The 15,104-nt window shown below is 71.1% G+C and carries 13 protein-coding genes and 1 pseudogene; 1 reads left to right on the top strand and 13 read right to left on the bottom strand.

Annotated features, from left to right (window positions below; genetic code table 11):
- The 13 genes and pseudogenes from metK to pyrR form a co-directional block, all read right to left on the bottom strand.
- On the bottom strand, positions 1-791 hold a 791-nt coding region (gene metK / locus EEJ42_RS06410), incomplete at its 3' end, for a methionine adenosyltransferase (protein ID WP_123099004.1).
- Between the two features lie 321 nt (positions 792-1,112).
- Positions 1,113-2,330 carry a bifunctional phosphopantothenoylcysteine decarboxylase/phosphopantothenate--cysteine ligase CoaBC gene (gene coaBC, locus EEJ42_RS06415; protein ID WP_123099005.1) on the bottom strand — a complete coding sequence of 406 codons (1,218 nt, stop codon included), beginning with the start codon at positions 2,328-2,330 and terminating at the stop codon, positions 1,113-1,115.
- 96 nt (positions 2,331-2,426) lie between these two features.
- Positions 2,427-2,687, bottom strand: coding sequence for a DNA-directed RNA polymerase subunit omega (rpoZ, locus tag EEJ42_RS06420; protein ID WP_020867048.1), 261 nt, complete (start codon positions 2,685-2,687; stop codon positions 2,427-2,429).
- 58 nt (positions 2,688-2,745) lie between these two features.
- Entirely contained in the window at positions 2,746-3,312 is a 567-nt protein-coding gene (gene gmk, locus EEJ42_RS06425) for a guanylate kinase (protein WP_123099006.1), read from the bottom strand.
- A 39-nt stretch (positions 3,313-3,351) separates the two neighbouring features.
- Positions 3,352-3,675: an integration host factor gene (locus tag EEJ42_RS06430; protein WP_009713618.1), complete on the bottom strand. Its 324-nt coding sequence runs from the start codon at positions 3,673-3,675 to the stop codon at positions 3,352-3,354.
- Between the two features lie 204 nt (positions 3,676-3,879).
- On the bottom strand, positions 3,880-4,743 hold the full coding sequence (gene pyrF, locus EEJ42_RS06435) for an orotidine-5'-phosphate decarboxylase (protein ID WP_123099007.1): 864 nt from the start codon (positions 4,741-4,743) through the stop codon (positions 3,880-3,882).
- 280 nt (positions 4,744-5,023) lie between these two features.
- A complete protein-coding gene (locus EEJ42_RS06440; protein ID WP_123099008.1) occupies positions 5,024-6,124 on the bottom strand; it encodes a quinone-dependent dihydroorotate dehydrogenase in 1,101 nt (366 codons plus the stop codon).
- A gap of 79 nt (positions 6,125-6,203) precedes the next feature.
- Positions 6,204-9,552: pseudogene (carB, locus tag EEJ42_RS06445) on the bottom strand (carbamoyl-phosphate synthase large subunit).
- Positions 9,545-10,684: a glutamine-hydrolyzing carbamoyl-phosphate synthase small subunit gene (gene carA / locus EEJ42_RS06450; RefSeq protein ID WP_123099009.1), complete on the bottom strand. Its 1,140-nt coding sequence runs from the start codon at positions 10,682-10,684 to the stop codon at positions 9,545-9,547. The pseudogene carB and the gene carA overlap by 8 nt, the downstream one beginning before the upstream one ends.
- Positions 10,681-11,271, bottom strand: a complete 591-nt coding sequence (locus tag EEJ42_RS06455; protein WP_123099013.1) for a PH-like domain-containing protein — start codon at positions 11,269-11,271, stop codon at positions 10,681-10,683. Before EEJ42_RS06455 ends, carA begins: the two co-directional genes overlap by 4 nt.
- 17 nt (positions 11,272-11,288) lie before the next feature.
- Positions 11,289-12,584: a dihydroorotase gene (locus EEJ42_RS06460; protein ID WP_123099010.1), complete on the bottom strand. Its 1,296-nt coding sequence runs from the start codon at positions 12,582-12,584 to the stop codon at positions 11,289-11,291.
- 2 nt (positions 12,585-12,586) lie between these two features.
- On the bottom strand, positions 12,587-13,567 hold the full coding sequence (locus tag EEJ42_RS06465; RefSeq protein WP_123099011.1) for an aspartate carbamoyltransferase catalytic subunit: 981 nt from the start codon (positions 13,565-13,567) through the stop codon (positions 12,587-12,589).
- A 144-nt stretch (positions 13,568-13,711) separates the two neighbouring features.
- Positions 13,712-14,296, bottom strand: coding sequence for a bifunctional pyr operon transcriptional regulator/uracil phosphoribosyltransferase PyrR (gene pyrR / locus EEJ42_RS06470; protein ID WP_123099012.1), 585 nt, complete (start codon positions 14,294-14,296; stop codon positions 13,712-13,714).
- Between the two features lie 221 nt (positions 14,297-14,517).
- Between pyrR and bldD the strand changes: the two genes are divergently transcribed.
- Entirely contained in the window at positions 14,518-15,018 is a 501-nt protein-coding gene (gene bldD / locus EEJ42_RS06475; RefSeq protein WP_014056259.1) for a transcriptional regulator BldD, read from the top strand.
- Positions 15,019-15,104: the final 86 nt, after the last annotated feature.

A 15,104-nucleotide genomic window follows, 5' to 3' on the forward strand; every position in this document is an offset into this window, starting at 1 on the left:
ATCTTGCGGCCGGTGAGCCCGGCGTCACCCATCGGGCCGCCGATCTCGAAGCGGCCGGTCGGGTTGACCAGCAGCCGGTAGCCGTCGGTGTCCAGCTTGATGCCGTCCTCGACGAGCTGGTTCAGCACGTGCTCGACCACGAACTCCTTGATGTCAGGAGCCAGCAGCGAGTCCAGGTCGATGTCGGAGGCGTGCTGCGAGGAGACGACGACGGTGTCCAGGCGGACCGCCTTGTGGCCGTCGTACTCGATGGTGACCTGGGTCTTGCCGTCCGGGCGCAGGTACGGGATGGTCCCGTTCTTCCGGACCTCGGACAGCCGGCGGGAGAGCCGGTGCGCCAGGTTGATCGGCAGCGGCATCAGCTCGGGCGTCTCGTCGCACGCGTAGCCGAACATCAGGCCCTGGTCGCCCGCGCCCTGCTTGTCCAGCTCGTCCTCGTCGCCCTCGACCCGCAGCTCGTAGGCGGAGTCGACGCCCTGGGCGATGTCGGGGGACTGCGAGCCGATGGACACCGAGACGCCGCAGGAGGCGCCGTCGAAGCCCTTCTTCGACGAGTCGTAGCCGATGTCGAGGACCTTGTTGCGGACGAGCGTCGCGATATCGGCGTACGCCTTGGTGGTCACCTCACCGGCCACGTGGACCAGGCCGGTGGTGATCAGGGTCTCGACGGCGACCCGGGAGGTCGGGTCCTCCTTCAGGAGCGCGTCGAGGATGGAGTCGCTGATCTGGTCAGCGATCTTGTCGGGGTGACCCTCGGTCACAGATTCCGAGGTGAACAGGCGGCGGGACACATCGCTCCCTGGGGTTGCAGCGGCTGCTGGCTGATCATGGGCGGGACCGCCCGGGGGCTGCGCCCGGTGCGGTTCCTGGGCCAGTTTATCCGGCGTTTCCGCCGGTAGAGCATCCCCGTCCCACAGAACGGGCAGGCCATGACCTGGAACATACCTCGCCTCGAGCTGAAATACAGCAAGGCCCCCATGACAGATCGCTGTCATGGTCCGATCGGGCGCTCCCTGCCCTGGATCAACCCACGGTGCCGGCAATGCCTACCCACGTACGGCCGAAGGTCACGCGAATGTCTTGTGAAGATCGCGCGACGGCCGGTCACCGGCTCACGCGAAACGGGCCGCCACCAGGTCCCAGACCCGGTCGGCCAGGACCTCCTTCGGGCCGTACGGAACGGGCGTCTCGGCGCCGTCCGACGCGAGCACCACCGCCTCGTTCTCCTCCGCGCCGAAGGTCTTGTGCTCCCCCACCTCGTTCACCACGAGCAGATCGCAGCCCTTGCGGGCGAGCTTCGCGCGGCCGTTCACGAGAACGTCATCGGTCTCGGCGGCGAAGCCCACGACGATCTGTCCGGGACGGGCCCGCTCGGCGGAGATTTCCGCCAGAACGTCCGGGTTGCGCACCAGAGCGACCGGTTCGGGCTCCTGCCCGTCCCGCTTCTTGATCTTTCCCGGGGCGTAGCGGGCGGGCCGGAAGTCGGCGACCGCGGCGGCCATCACCACGGCGTCGGCGTCCGCGGCGGCCTTCAGGACCGCCTCCCGCAGCTGGACCGCGGTCCCCACCCGCACCACATCGGCACCGGCCGGGGCGGGCAGCTCGCTGTTGGCCGAGACAAGTGTCACCCTGGCGCCCCGGGCCACGGCGGCGCGGGCCAGGGCGTACCCCTGCTTGCCGGTGGAGCGGTTGCCCAGGTAGCGCACCGGGTCCAGCGGCTCGCGGGTGCCTCCGGCACTGATCACCACATGGCGTCCGGCCAGATCGGCACGGACCGCCTCGGGCCCGCGGGTCAGCACCCGGCGGGCGACCTCGAAGATCTCCTGGGGGTCCGGCAGCCGCCCCTTGCCGGTGTCCACACCGGTCAGGCGGCCGACGGCGGGCTCGATGACCACACAGCCGCGGCGGCGCAGAGTCGCCACGTTCTCCTGGGTCGCGGGGTGCTCCCACATCTCGGTGTGCATGGCGGGGGCGAAGACGACCGGACACCGGGCGGTCAGCAGCGTATTGGTGAGCAGGTCGTCGGCGAGGCCGTGGGCGGCCTTGGCGAGCAGATCGGCGGTGGCGGGGGCGACCACGACCAGGTCCGCGGACTGGCCGATGCGCACGTGCGGCACCTCGTGGACGGACTCCCACACCTCGGTACCGGCCGGATGCCCGGAGAGCGCCGACCAGGTCGCCTCGCCGACGAAGTGCAGCGCCGAGGCGGTCGGCACGACGCGGACGTCATGCCCGGACTCCGTCAGCCGCCGCAGCAGCTCACACGCCTTGTAGGCGGCGATCCCGCCGCTGACCCCCAGCACGACCCGGGGCTTGTCCGCCATGGTCATCGCTCGCCTCTTCCCCGCCGTCCGGCGTTACGTACCCATGACACACCACAAGCCCGGCGGCGAGGCCGCCGGGCCGGTGATGAGCGATTTCGGACCTTACTGAGCCGGGCCCTCGATGGCCTCGGAGGTCAGCAGACCCGCGTTGATCTCGCGGAGCGCGATCGACAGCGGCTTCTCGTGGACGTGGGTGTCCACCAGGGGGCCGACGTACTCGAGCAGACCCTCACCGAGCTGCGAGTAGTACGCGTTGATCTGACGGGCACGCTTGGCCGCGTAGATCACGAGGCTGTACTTCGAGTCGGTCGCCTCGAGCAGCTCATCAATCGGAGGGTTGATGATGCCCTCGGGCGCGGTCATGGGAGAGGACACTCTCTAGCCTTCCTTATTACGCCTCATGGCAAGAATGAATTGAAGATCAAGCCACTCGCATCAAGGCTAGCAGCTCGCTCGCCACGTCCTCGACGGAGGTGTTGACCAGGGTGGTATCGAACTCGGATTCGGCGGCCAGTTCGACACGGGCCGCCTCCAGCCGCCGCTCGATGACCTCGGGAGCCTCGGTCCCCCGGCCGGTGAGCCGGCGGACCAGCTCCTCCCAGCTGGGCGGCGCGAGGAAGACCAGCTGGGCCTCCGGCATGGACTCGCGGATCTGCCGCGCGCCCTGGAGGTCGATCTCCAGCAGCACCGGCTCGCCCGCGTCGAGCCGGTCGATGACCGCTTCGCGGGGGGTGCCGTAGCGGTTGCCGGCGAACTCGGCCCACTCCAGCAGCTCACCGTTGGCGATGAGCTTGTCGAACTCCCCGTCGTCCACGAAGAAGTACTGAACACCGTGCCGCTCGCCGGGGCGGGGCCTACGGGTCGTGGCGGAGACCGAGAGCCAGACCTCGGGATGTGCCTTGCGCATATGCGCGACGACCGTGCTCTTGCCGACCCCGGAGGGGCCGGAGAGCACGGTCAGCCGCGGGCGTACTGGATGTGCTGCCATGCAGCAGATTATCCAGGTTCCCGGCAGTGCCGGAAAACGTCAGCCGGCGGCGCCGCCGAACTCACGCTCGAGGGATGCGATCTGGTTGGAGCCGAGCCCGCGCACACGACGGCTCTCGGAGATGCCGAGCCGCTCCATGATCTGCTTGGCGCGGACCTTGCCGACGCCCGGCAGGGACTCCAGGAGGGCGGAGACCTTCATCTTGCCGATGACATCGTTCTCCTGGCCCTGCTTGATGACCTCGTGCAGAGACGCGCCGGAGTGCTTGAGCCGATTCTTGACCTCGGCGCGCTCCCGGCGAGCCGCGGCGGCCTTTTCGAGCGCGGCTGCGCGCTGTTCAGGGGTAAGGGGCGGAAGAGCCACGCCTACGTCACCTCGGATGTCGAACTGTCGGATATGGACCGGTGAGGAACCTAGTCGGCCCTCACCTGCGGAGCAACGCGCAACGCAACAGCGCGTTCGCTCTCGTCGGAGACTAGCGGCCGATCCCGCTCCAGTCAGCGAGAACAGACGAAAAGTCCTGGTCAGACTCTCTCGACTGGGACATTCAGGGACAAAATAGCCCGGTTATTCGGCCACGGCACGCACGTCATCAGCCATTCGGGCCGCCGCCTCGACCAGTGCGGAGGCATCCGGTCCGTACTTGAGGACCCCGCGGCTGACGCTCGGAACGACGTTCCGGACCGCCGCACCGAACACCTGAGGAAGGTCCGCGGGGGTCGCCCCCTGGGCGCCGATGCCGGGCGCCAGCAGCGGCCCGTCGATCGCCAGCTCCGCGCCGATCCGGTCCGCCGTGGCGCCGAGGGTCGCCCCGACGACCGCGCCGTACGAGCCGAGGGCGCCCCTTGCGGCCTCCTCGGCGTTCTCGGCCTTGAGGTGGGCCAGCACGGACGCGGCGACGGTCGTCCCGTCGGGCCGCGCCGCGTGCTGCACCTCGGCGCCCTCCGGGTTGGACGTCAGCGCCAGCACGAAGACCCCCGCCCCGCTCGCCCGCGCGGCGTCCAGCGCGGGACGCAGCGAGCCGAAGCCGAGGTAGGGGCTGACCGTGACCGCGTCCGAGAACAGCGGGCTGGTCGGGTCGAGGTAGGCGGCGGCGTACGCGGCCATCGTGGACCCGATGTCGCCGCGCTTGGCGTCCATCAGCACCAGCGCCCCGGCGTCCCGGGCGTCCGCCACGGCCCGCTCCAGCACGGCGATGCCGCGCGAGCCGAAGCGCTCGAAGAAGGCCGACTGCGGCTTGAGGACGGCGACGCGCCCGGCGAGCGCGTCCACGACGGTCCGCGTGAACCGCTCGAGCCCCGCGACATCGTCCCCGAGCCCCCAGTCGGCGAGCAGGGAGGCATGCGGATCGATGCCGACACAGAGCGGACCACGCTCGTCCATGGCCCGGCGCAGACGCGTACCGAAGGGGGTGGGTGCGGGGGTCGTCATGGGTGTCTCTCCTCGGAGTACGTGCGGGATGTCGGGCCGCGGCCGCCCGCTGGTGCTTGAAGCCCGCCCCGGGCGGCGCTGCCCCGCCACCCAGCCGGGTCCGGGGCGGTGATGCCCCACCACCCAGCCCCCCCAGGGGGCACCTCCCAGCGGTAGCTGGGGAGCGGAGCAGGGTCCGGGGCGGAGCCCCAGCCGGGTCCGGGGCGGAGCCCCGGCGGGGGCCCGGGGGCTTGCCCCCGGTTCGGGAAGGGGCGGGGTGGGGAACACGGCGCCGCAGGCGTTACGCCCGGGCCTCCGCCCCCACCGCGTCGGCCAGCGTGGCGTACGGGGACGCGGCGAGCCGGGCGGCCAGCCCGCGGTGGATCTCACGGGCCCAGAACGGCCCGCGGTAGATGAACGCGCTGTAGCCCTGCACCAGCGTCGCCCCCGCAAGGATCCGCTCCCACGCGTCGTCGGCCGTCTCGATCCCGCCCACGCCCACGAGCGTGAGCCGGTCCCCCACCCGGGCGTACAGGCGCCGCAGCACCTCCAGCGAGCGGGCCTTGAGGGGCGCCCCGGACAGGCCACCGGTTTCCCCGGTGAGCGCCGCGGGGGACGTCAGCCCGAGCCCGTCCCGCGCGATGGTCGTGTTCGTGGCGATGATGCCGTCCAGGCCCAGTTCGACGGCGAGGTCGGCGACCGCGTCCACGTCCGCGTCGGCGAGATCTGGCGCGATCTTTACCAGCAGCGGCACCCGGCGCCCGGTCACGGTCCGGTCGGCGGCCTCGCGGACCGCGGTCAGCAGCGGGCGCAGCTGATCGACGGCCTGGAGGTTCCGCAGTCCGGGGGTGTTGGGCGAGGAGACGTTGACGACGAGGTAATCCGCGTGGGCGGCCAGTCGCTCGGTCGAGGTCACGTAGTCGGCGACCGCTTCCGCCTCCGGGACGACCTTCGTCTTGCCGATGTTGACGCCGACCGTCGTACGGAACGCGGCGCGGCGGCCCGCGAGACGGGCGGCGACGGCGGCCGAGCCCTCGTTGTTGAAGCCCATGCGGTTGATCAGCGCACGGTCGCCGACCAGCCGGAAGAGGCGCTTCTTGGGGTTGCCGGGCTGCGGCTGTCCGGTGACGGTGCCGATCTCGACATGGTCGAAGCCGAGCATGGCCATGCCGTCGATCCCGGCGGCGTTCTTGTCGAACCCGGCGGCGAGCCCGAACGGCCCGTGCATGCGCAGGCCCAGCGCCTCGGTGCGCAGCGCCGTGTCACGCGGGGCGAGGACGGCCGCCACGAAGGTGCGCAGGACGGGGATGCGGGCGGCCAGCCGGATCCAGCCGAAGGCCAGGTGGTGGGCCTTCTCCGGGTCCATGCGCCGGAAGAGCAGGTTGAAGAGCAGCGAGTACATGAGGGGCTTTCTGCGCACGAGGGGAAGGGGGCTCGCGAAGCGGGGAGGGGGACACCGGCCGGTGTCCCCCTCCCTCGCCTCACTCCTCGCGGGCGGCGGTCAGATGTTCCGCGTGTTCCTGGAGCGACCGGACGCCGACCGTGCCCCGGCCGAGCGCCTCGATGCCCTGGACGGCGGCGGCGAGGGCCTGGACGGTGGTCAGGCACGGGACGCCGCGGGCGACGGCCGCCGTGCGGATGTCATAGCCGTCGAGGCGGCCGCCGGTGCCGTACGGGGTGTTGACGATCAGGTCGACGTCCCCGTCGTGGATGAGCTGGACGATGGTCTTCGTACCGTCCGGCCCCTCCCCCTCGCTGTGCTTGCGGACGACGGTGGCGTTGATGCCGTTGCGCTTGAGCACCTCCGCCGTGCCCGAGGTGGCCATCAGCTCGAAGCCGAGGCCGACCAGCTCCCGGGCCGGGAAGATCATCGAGCGCTTGTCGCGGTTGGCGACGGAGACGAAGGCGCGCCCCTTGGTGGGCAGCGCCCCGTACGCCCCGGCCTGCGACTTGGCGTACGCCGCGCCGAAGACCGAGTCGATGCCCATGACCTCGCCGGTCGAGCGCATCTCCGGGCCGAGGATGGTGTCCACCCCGCGCCCCGAGGCGTCGCGGAACCGCGACCAGGGCATCACGGCCTCCTTGACGGAGATCGGCGCGTCCAGCGGCAGCGTGCCGCCGTCACCGGTCGCGGGCAGCAGGCCCTCGGCGCGCAGCTCGGCGATGGTCGCGCCCAGCGAGATCCGGGCGGCGGCCTTGGCCAGCGGTACGGCGGTGGCCTTGGAGGTGAAGGGGACCGTGCGGGAGGCGCGCGGGTTCGCCTCCAGGACGTAGAGAATGTCCCCGGCCATGGCGAACTGGATGTTGATCAGTCCGCGGACGCCGACGCCGCGCGCGATGGCCTCGGTGGAGGCGCGCAGCCGCTTGATGTCGAAGCCACCGAGGGTGATCGGGGGCAGCGCGCAGGCCGAGTCACCGGAGTGGATTCCGGCCTCCTCGATGTGCTCCATGACGCCGCCGAGGTACAGCTCCTCGCCGTCGTAGAGCGCGTCGACGTCGATCTCGATCGCGTCGTCGAGGAAGCGGTCGATCAGCACCGGGTGCTCGGAGATGAGGCCCGCGTGGCGCTCCAGGTACTCGGCGAGCGAGGACTCGTCGTAGACGATCTCCATGCCGCGGCCGCCCAGCACGTACGAGGGGCGGACCATGACCGGGTAGCCGATCTCGGCGGCGATGCCCTTGGCCTGCTCGAAGGAGAAGGCGGTGCCGTACTTGGGGGCGGGCAGCCCGGCCTCGGTGAGCACCCGGCCGAAGGCGCCGCGTTCCTCGGCGAGGTTGATGGCCTCGGGCGAGGTGCCGACGATGGGCACGCCGTTGTCCTTGAGGGCCTGGGCGAGGCNTGGGCACGCCGTTGTCCTTGAGGGCCTGGGCGAGGCCGAGCGGGGTCTGGCCGCCGAGCTGGACGATCACACCGGCGACCGGGCCCGCCGCCTGCTCGGCGTGGACGATCTCCAGGACGTCCTCCAGGGTGAGCGGCTCGAAGTAGAGCCGGTCGGAGGTGTCGTAGTCGGTGGAGACGGTCTCGGGGTTGCAGTTGACCATGACGGTCTCGTAGCCCGCGGCGCTCAGCGCGAACGAGGCGTGGACGCACGAGTAGTCGAACTCGATGCCCTGGCCGATGCGGTTGGGGCCGGAGCCGAGGATGATCACGGCCGGGGTCTCGCGCGGCGCGACCTCGGACTCCTCGTCGTAGGAGGAGTAGAAGTACGGGGTCTTGGCGGCGAACTCGGCGGCGCAGGTGTCGACCGTCTTGTAGACGGGCCGGATGCCGAGCGCGTGCCGCACCTCGCGGACCACGTCCTCGCGCAGCGAGCGGATTCCGGCGACCTGGGCGTCGGAGAAGCCGTGCCGCTTGGCCTCGGCGAGCAGCTCGGGGCCGAGCTTGTCGGCGGCCGCCAGCTCGTCCGCGATCTCCTTGATCAGGAAGAGCTGGTCCACGAACCAGGGGTCGATCTTCGTGGTGTCGAAGACCTCCTGCGGGGTGGCCCCGGCGCGGATGGCCTGCATGACGGTGTTGATCCGGCCGTCGGTGGGGATCACGGACCGCTCGAGGAGTTCGGCCTTGTCGCCGGGCTCGCCGGTGAAGTCGAACTGGCTGCCCTTCTTCTCCATCGAGCGCAGCGCCTTCTGGAGCGCCTCGGTGAAGTTACGGCCGATGGCCATGGCCTCGCCGACCGACTTCATGGTGGTCGTGAGGCGGGCGTCGGCGGCCGGGAACTTCTCGAACGCGAACCTCGGCACCTTGACCACGACGTAGTCGAGGGTGGGCTCGAAGGACGCCGGGGTCTTCTCGGTGATGTCGTTGGGGATCTCGTCCAGCGTGTAGCCGACTGCCAGCCGGGCGGCGATCTTCGCGATGGGGAAGCCGGTGGCCTTGGAGGCCAGCGCGGAGGAGCGGGAGACGCGCGGGTTCATCTCGATGACGATGACCCGGCCGTCCTCGGGGTTGACCGCGAACTGGATGTTGCAGCCGCCGGTGTCCACGCCGACCTCGCGGATGACGGCGATGCCGATGTCCCGCAGCACCTGGTACTCGCGGTCGGTGAGCGTCATCGCCGGGGCGACGGTGATCGAGTCGCCGGTGTGGACGCCCATGGGGTCGAAGTTCTCGATGGAGCAGACGACCACGACGTTGTCGTGCTTGTCGCGCATCAGCTCCAGCTCGTACTCCTTCCAGCCCAGGATCGACTCCTCCAGCAGCACCTCGGTGGTGGGCGAGAGGTTCAGGCCCTGGCCGGCGATGCGGCGCAGCTCGTCCTCGTTGTGCGCGAAGCCGGAGCCGGCGCCGCCCATGGTGAAGGACGGGCGGACGACGACGGGGTAGCCGCCGAGCTCCTCGACGCCCGCGAGGACGTCGTCCATGGAGTGGCAGATGTACGAGCGGGCGGACTCGCCGTGGCCGATCTTGGCGTTGACGGCCTCGACGACCTCCTTGAACTGGTCGCGGTCCTCGCCCTTGTGGATCGCCTCGACGTTGGCGCCGATCAGCTCGACGCCGTACTCGTCGAGGGTGCCCGCCTCGTGCAGGGAGATGGCGGTGTTCAGGGCGGTCTGGCCGCCGAGGGTGGGCAGCAGCGCGTCGGGGCGCTCCTTGGCGATGATCTTCTCGACGTACTCCGGTGTGATCGGCTCGACGTACGTGGCGTCGGCGATCTCCGGGTCGGTCATGATCGTGGCCGGGTTGGAGTTGACCAGGATGACCCGCAGGCCCTCGGCCTTCAGCACCCGGCAGGCCTGGGTTCCGGAGTAGTCGAACTCGGCGGCCTGGCCGATGACGATCGGGCCGGAGCCGATGACCAGGACGGACTGGATGTCGGTGCGCTTAGGCACGCTGGCCCTCCAACAGGGTGACGAAGCGGTCGAACAGGTACCCGGCGTCGTGCGGGCCCGCGGCGGCTTCGGGGTGGTACTGGACGCTGAATGCGGGGCGGTCGAGCAGGCGCAGCCCCTCGACCACGTTGTCGTTGAGGCAGACGTGGGAGACCTCGGCCCGCCCGTAGGGGGTGTCGCTGGGCGCGTCGAGCGGCGCGTCCACGGCGAAGCCGTGGTTGTGCGCGGTGACCTCGACCTTGCCGGTGGTGCGGTCCTGCACCGGCTGGTTGATGCCGCGGTGGCCGTACTTCAGCTTGAAGGTGCCGAAGCCGAGCGCACGGCCCAGGATCTGGTTGCCGAAGCAGATGCCGAACAGCGGGGTGGACCGCTCCAGGACGGCGCGCATCAGGGAGACGGGGTGGTCGGCGGTGGCCGGGTCGCCCGGGCCGTTGGAGAAGAACACGCCGTCGGGGTTCACCGCGTAGATCTCGTCCACGGTGGCGGTGGCGGGCAGGACGTGCACCTCGATGCCGCGCTCGGCCATGCGGTGCGGGGTCATGCCCTTGATGCCGAGGTCGATCGCGGCGACGGTGAACCGCTTGGTGCCGATCGCCGGGACGACGTACGTCTCCTGGGTCGCCACCTCGGCGCTCAGGTCGGCGCCCTTCATCTGCGGGGCGGCCTGCACCTTGGCGAGCAGCGCGGCCTCGTCGGCGATCGCCTCGCCGGAGAAGATGCCGACGCGCATGGCGCCGCGCTCGCGCAGATGACGGGTGAGGGCGCGGGTGTCGACGCCGCTGATGCCGACGACGCCCTGGGCGGTCAGCTCGTCGTCCAGCGAGCGGCGGGAGCGCCAGTTGGACGGCGTACGGGCGGGGTCGCGCACCACGTAGCCGGAGACCCAGATGCGCCCGGACTCGGGGTCCTCGTCGTTGACGCCCGTGTTGCCGATGTGCGGGGCGGTCATGACGACGACCTGGCGGTGGTAGGACGGGTCGGTCAGGGTCTCCTGGTAGCCGGTCATGCCGGTGGAGAACACGGCCTCGCCGAAGGTCTCCCCCACGGCCCCGTAGGCGCGGCCACGGAAGGTGCGGCCGTCCTCCAGGACGAGAACGGCGGGGGTCTGGGCCCCCCTGGTGGAGGTCGTCATCGTGCGCCTTCCTGGTTGTGCTCGGTGTGCTTGACGTCGTCGGTGACGTCGGGGGCGTCGCGGTGCGTGGCGCCGAGGGCTTCGACCCAGGCCGCGTGCTCGGCGGCGCGGTCGGAGCGGAAACCGGAATCGATCTGCCGGTCGCCGAGCTGCCAGGTGACGATCAGCAGCCCGCCCTCGGCGAGGACCTTGCCCGCGATGCCCTTGTCGAGCCGGGCGCCGCGGAGGCTTCCGGCCGGGATGAAGAAGTCCTGGGCGCCGGGCCGTACGACGCTCACGCCCTCCTCGGTGAGGGTCAGCTCGACGCGGCTGCGGGTGCCGAGGCCCCGGGCCACGATGCGGTCGAGCCACTGGCCCGCGGTGGTGGAGCCGTGGTAGCGGCCGGTGAGCGTCAGCCGCGCGGGGCCCGGTGCGGCCGGGGCCTCGGGCAGCTCGGGCAGGTCGCCCTGGAGCGTGCCGCGCCACTTCCAGCCCTCGCGCATCAGCCAGTAGACCAGCGCGATGACGAGCAGCAGGCCGACGACCCAGCCGATGCGGGCGGCCCAGTCGGTGACGTCCTGGGACCGCTGCTCGGCCGCCAAGGAGATCAGAGGGGTTGGAGATATCACGCCAGTTTCCCGTCCACGACCGTCGCCCGGCCCCGCAGGAAGGTGTGCGTCACCCGGCCCGGCAGTTCCCGGCCCTCGTAGGGGGTGTTGCGGCTGCGGGAGGCGAAGCCCGCGGGGTTCACCTCACCACGGTAAGCGGAGTCCAGCAGGGTGAGGTTGGCGGGCTCCCCGGCGGCGATGGGGCGGCCCTGGCCGGTGAGCCGGCCGATGGCGGAGGGGCGGGTGGACATCCGGTCGGCGACGCCCGCCCAGTCCAGCAGCCCGGTGTCGACCATGGTGTGCTGGACGACGGACAGCGCGGTCTCCAGGCCGACCATGCCCATGGCCGCCGCGCCCCACTCGCAGTCCTTGTCCTCGTGCGGGTGCGGGGCGTGGTCGGTGGCGACGCAGTCGATGGTGCCGTCGGCGAGCGCCTCGCGCAGCGCCATGACGTCGGCCTCGGTGCGCAGCGGCGGGTTCACCTTGTAGACGGGGTTGTACGAGCGGACCAGCTCGTCGGTGAGCAGCAGGTGGTGCGGGGTGACCTCGGCGGTGACCCGCCAGCCCTTGGACTTGGCCCAGCGGACGATCTCGACGGAGCCTGCGGTGGACAGGTGGCAGATGTGCACCCGGGAGTCGACGTGCGCGGCGAGCAGTACGTCGCGGGCGATGATCGACTCCTCGGCGACGGCCGGCCAGCCGCCCAGGCCCAGTTCGGCGGAGACGATGCCCTCGTTCATCTGGGCACCCTCGGTGAGCCGCGGCTCCTGGGCGTGCTGGGCGATCACGCCGTCGAACGCCTTCACGTACTCCAGGGCGCGGCGCATGATCACGGCGTCGTCGACGCACTTGCCGTCGTCGGAGAAGACCCGGACCCCGGCGGCGGACTCGTGCATGGCGCCGAGCTCGGCGAGCTTCTTGCCCTCCAGGCCGACGGTGACGGCGCCGATGGGCTGCACATCGCAGTAGCCGGACTCCCTGCCGAGCCGCCACACCTGCTCCACGACGCCCGCGGTGTCGGCGACGGGGAAGGTGTTGGCCATGGCGTGGACGGCTGTGAAGCCGCCGACCGCGGCGGCCTTGGTGCCGGTGAGGACGGTCTCGGAGTCCTCCCGGCCGGGCTCGCGCAGATGGGTGTGGAGGTCGACCAGGCCCGGCAGCAGGATCTGCCCGGCGGCGTCGATCACGGTGGCGCCGTCCGCGTCGAGGCCGGTGCCGACGGCGGCGATGCGCTCGCCCTCGATCAGCACGTCCCGCGGCTCGCCGCCGAGCACCTGCGCGCCGCGCAGCAGCGTCTTGTTCGTGTCGCTCATGGTTACTGGTTCTCCTCGGTGCGGGCGGCGGTGACGGCGGGCTCGTTGCCGCCGAGCAGCAGGTACAGGACGGCCATGCGGATCGAGACGCCGTTGGCGACCTGCTCGACGGCGGTGCAGCGGTCGGAGTCGGCTACCTCGGCGGTGATCTCCATGCCGCGGTTCATCGGCCCGGGGTGCATGACGATGGCGTGCTCGGGCATGCGGGCCATCCGGTCGGCGTTCAGGCCGTAGCGGCGCGCGTACTCGCGCTCGGTGGGGAAGAAGGCGGCGTTCATGCGCTCGCGCTGGACCCGCAGCATCATCACGGCGTCGGACTTGCCCACCACCGCGTCCAGGTCGTACGAGACGTCACAGGGCCAGCTCTCGACGCCGAAGGGGACGAGCGTGGGCGGGGCGACCAGGGTGACGTCGGCGCCGAGGGTGGACAGCAGGTGGACGTTGGAGCGGGCGACCCGGCTGTGCAGCACGTCGCCGACGATGGTGATCCGGCGGCCGGACAGGTCCTGGCCCACCCCGGAGGCCCCGGAGGCCAGGCGGCGGCGCATGGTGAACGCGTCGAGCAGGGCCTGCGTGGGGTGCTCATGGGTGCCGTCGCCCGCGTTGACGACCGAGCCGTTGATCCAGCCGGAGGTGGCGAGCCGGTGCGGGGCGCCGGAGGAGTGGTGCCGGATGACGACGGCGTCGGCGCCCATCGCCTCCAGGGTGAGCGCGGTGTCCTTCAGGGACTCGCCCTTGGAGACCGAGGAGCCCTTGGCGGAGAAGTTGATGACGTCGGCGGACAGCCGCTTGGCGGCCGCCTCGAAGGAGATGCGGGTGCGGGTCGAGTCCTCGAAGAAGAGGTTCACGACGGTGCGGCCGCGCAGGGTTGGCAGCTTCTTGATCGGCCGGTCGGCGAGCCGGGCCAGCTCCTCGGCGGTGTCGAGGATCAGGACGGCGTCGTCGCGCGAGAGGTCGGCGGCCGAGATGAGGTGACGCTTCATCCGGTTGCTCCGTGGTTGAGGAGGTGTGCGGGCGTACGGGCGGGCAGGCGCCTGGTCCGGTGCACGGGCCGTGAGGCCCGCCCCGGTGGTACCGCGGCCGGGTACCCGGGATCGCCGGGAGCCGTCGCTGTCGGTACCGGGGCGCTACTTTCCGTCCGCGGGGGTGGTCTCGCGCACGCCGAGGAGCACGCTGTCGCGCCCGTCCTCCTCGGTGAGCTGGACCTTGACCGTCTCCCGCAGCGACGTGGGGAGGTTCTTGCCGACGTAGTCGGCCCGGATCGGCAGTTCCCGGTGACCGCGGTCCACGAGGACCGCGAGCTGCACGGCACGCGGCCGCCCGATGTCACCGAGGGCATCGAGCGCGGCGCGGATGGTGCGGCCGGAGAAGAGCACGTCGTCGACGAGGACGACCAGGCGGCCGTCGACGCCGTCGTCGGGGATGTCGGTCCGGGCCAGCGCGCGGGCGGGCCGCAGGCGCAGGTCGTCGCGGTACATCGTGATGTCGAGCGAGCCGACCGGCAGCTCACCGGGCGACCTGCCGGTGATCTCCTCCAGCCGGGCGGCCAGCCGCCGGGCGAGGAAGACACCGCGGGTGGGGATGCCGAGCAGCACCACGTCGTCGGCGCCCTTGGCGCGCTCGACGATCTCGTGGGCGATGCGGGTCAGAACGCGCGCGATGTCCGGTGCTTCCAGCACGGAACGCGCGGCGTCCGAAGTACGTGCGTCCATGGAAACGGACCTCCTTCTCCGCCTCACGGGACGGACCTTAAAGGACGTCGGATTTGCGCCATTCACAGTAGCAGGGGCGCATGGGGCGCTCGTCAACACCCCTGGCGAGAGCCCCTCCGCTCCATTCGGCTTGACGAATGGAGATTACGCTACGTAACCTTCACAGTGAGTTACCAGCCGCGCGGCCGAGCCGCACGTCGATTCAGTGTCCGGGGAGCTTTATGTCCAGCGAATACGCCAAACAGCTCGGGGCCAAGCTCCGCGCCATCCGCACCCAGCAGGGCCTCTCCCTTCACGGCGTCGAGGAGAAGTCCCAGGGCCGGTGGAAGGCCGTGGTGGTGGGATCGTACGAGCGCGGTGACCGCGCCGTGACCGTCCAGCGTCTCGCCGAACTGGCCGACTTCTACGGCGTCCCGGTGCAGGAGCTGCTGCCGGGCACCAGCCCGGCCGGGGCGGCCGAGCCGCCGCCGAAGCTGGTGCTGGACCTGGAGCGGCTGGCCCATGTGCCGGTCGAGAAGGCGGGCCCGCTCCAGCGGTACGCCGCCACGATCCAGAGCCAGCGCGGTGACTACAACGGCAAGGTGCTCTCGATCCGTCAGGACGATCTGCGCACCCTCGCCGTGATCTACGACCAGTCGCCGTCCGTACTGACCGAACAACTGATCAGCTGGGGAGTGCTGGGCGCCGACGCGCGCCGCGCGGTCCAGCACGAGGATGTGTGACGCGCGCCCGTCGCGCTCTCGCACCCTCTCCACCAGCAGAAACGTGCCGCCGGGGGCGGTGGAAGTGCCGTACGGCCTCCACCGCC

Source organism: Streptomyces botrytidirepellens, assembly GCF_003721215.1.
Taxonomy (GTDB): Bacteria; Actinomycetota; Actinomycetes; order Streptomycetales; family Streptomycetaceae; genus Streptomyces; species Streptomyces himastatinicus.

Bases quoted from the DNA above. Each gene is read 5' to 3' on its own strand.
- coaBC (WP_123099005.1), bottom strand. From the start codon at position 2,330: ATGACCATGGCGGACAAGCCCCGGGTCGTGCTGGGGGTCAGCGGCGGG.
- rpoZ (WP_020867048.1), bottom strand. From the start codon at position 2,687: ATGACCGCGCCCGAGGGCATCATCAACCCTCCGATTGATGAGCTGCTC.
- gmk (WP_123099006.1), bottom strand. From the start codon at position 3,312: ATGGCAGCACATCCAGTACGCCCGCGGCTGACCGTGCTCTCCGGCCCC.
- pyrF (WP_123099007.1), bottom strand. From the start codon at position 4,743: ATGACGACCCCCGCACCCACCCCCTTCGGTACGCGTCTGCGCCGGGCC.
- EEJ42_RS06440 (WP_123099008.1), bottom strand. From the start codon at position 6,124: ATGTACTCGCTGCTCTTCAACCTGCTCTTCCGGCGCATGGACCCGGAG.
- carA (WP_123099009.1), bottom strand. From the start codon at position 10,684: ATGACGACCTCCACCAGGGGGGCCCAGACCCCCGCCGTTCTCGTCCTG.
- EEJ42_RS06460 (WP_123099010.1), bottom strand. From the start codon at position 12,584: ATGAGCGACACGAACAAGACGCTGCTGCGCGGCGCGCAGGTGCTCGGC.
- EEJ42_RS06465 (WP_123099011.1), bottom strand. From the start codon at position 13,567: ATGAAGCGTCACCTCATCTCGGCCGCCGACCTCTCGCGCGACGACGCC.
- pyrR (WP_123099012.1), bottom strand. From the start codon at position 14,296: ATGGACGCACGTACTTCGGACGCCGCGCGTTCCGTGCTGGAAGCACCG.
- bldD (WP_014056259.1), top strand. From the start codon at position 14,518: ATGTCCAGCGAATACGCCAAACAGCTCGGGGCCAAGCTCCGCGCCATC.